The organism is Dendronalium phyllosphericum CENA369 (assembly GCF_016056275.1).
GTDB lineage: Bacteria > Cyanobacteriota > Cyanobacteriia > Cyanobacteriales > Nostocaceae > Dendronalium > Dendronalium phyllosphericum.
The window spans coordinates 1-1,101 of record NZ_JAECZA010000334.1 but is presented as its reverse complement, the minus strand read 5'-3'; the positions used below and the strand labels follow the sequence as shown (position 1 = coordinate 1,101).

Genomic DNA, 1,101 nt, shown 5'->3' with positions numbered 1-1,101 from the left:
ATTCAGCAGTAGATTGATTAATCTGGCTGACTCTTAGGGATTCTTAATAATCAAGAGACCTCATTTTTATTGCAGAGATTTCTACTTATATTGAATCCCTAAAGAGCCATTTAGCTTAGTTAATAGTTAGCTACAAAGCTATTAGTAGTAGCCGTTACTGCTGAATGACTTAGCTACAAGGGCAATGTGACCAATACCATATGTAACAACCCAAGCTTCAGCTAGCTTTGTCAGTCCCGACATGTCGCTGACTCCGCTATATCCACCACCACCAGAGATAGAATCGACATCGCCCAATTCATTGAGAAAGCTTTCAGAATCTTGAAACAATTCGGAACCAGCACTATGTAGTTCAGAAAGATTAATACTTGCCATGATTTTCTCCTAAAAATCTGATTACAATTCAGCAGTAGATTGATTCATTTGTTCGATTCTTAGGGATTTATAATAATCAATAAAACTTATTTTTATCGCAGAGTTTTTATTGATATTAAATCCCTAAAGAGCTATTTAGCTTAGTAGTTGACTACTAAGCTATTAGTAACCGTAACCATAACCACCATGACTACTGAATGACTTAGCTACAAAGGCAATGTTACCAATACCATATGTATCAACATAAGCCTCAGCTAGCTTTGTCAGTCCCGACAAGTTGCTGACTCCGCCGCCATAGCCATAGCCGTATCCACCACCACCAGAGATAGAATCGACATCGCCCAATTCATTGAGAAAGTTTTCAGAATCTTGGAACAGTTCGGAACCAGCGGTATGTAGTTCAGAAAGATTAATACTTGCCATGATTTTCTCCTAAAAATCTGATTGCAATTCAGCAGTAGATTAATTAATCTGGCTGACTCTTAGAGATTCTTAATAATCAAGAGACCTCATTTTTATTGCAGAGATTTCTACTTATATTGAATCCCTAAAGAGCCATTTAGCTTAGTTAATAGTTAGCTACAAAGCTATTAGTAATAGCCGTTACTGCTGAATGACTTAGCTACAAGGGCAATGTGACCAATACCATATGTATCAACCCAAGCTTCAGCTAGCTTTGTCAGTCCCGACAAGTCGCTGACTCCGCCGTATCCACCACCACCAGAG

Annotated in this window: 2 protein-coding genes; both read right to left on the bottom strand. The window is 38.4% G+C overall.

The window, feature by feature from the left end; translation table 11 throughout:
* Positions 1–141: 141 nt before the first annotated feature.
* A complete protein-coding gene (locus I8752_RS36680) occupies positions 142–375 on the bottom strand; it encodes a hypothetical protein (RefSeq protein WP_214437044.1) in 234 nt (77 codons plus the stop codon).
* 162 nt (positions 376–537) lie between these two features.
* On the bottom strand, positions 538–798 hold the full coding sequence (locus tag I8752_RS36675; RefSeq protein WP_214437043.1) for a hypothetical protein: 261 nt from the start codon (positions 796–798) through the stop codon (positions 538–540).
* Positions 799–1,101: the final 303 nt, after the last annotated feature.

Bases quoted from the DNA above. Each gene is read 5' to 3' on its own strand.
- I8752_RS36680 (WP_214437044.1), bottom strand. From the start codon at position 375: ATGGCAAGTATTAATCTTTCTGAACTACATAGTGCTGGTTCCGAATTG.
- I8752_RS36675 (WP_214437043.1), bottom strand. From the start codon at position 798: ATGGCAAGTATTAATCTTTCTGAACTACATACCGCTGGTTCCGAACTG.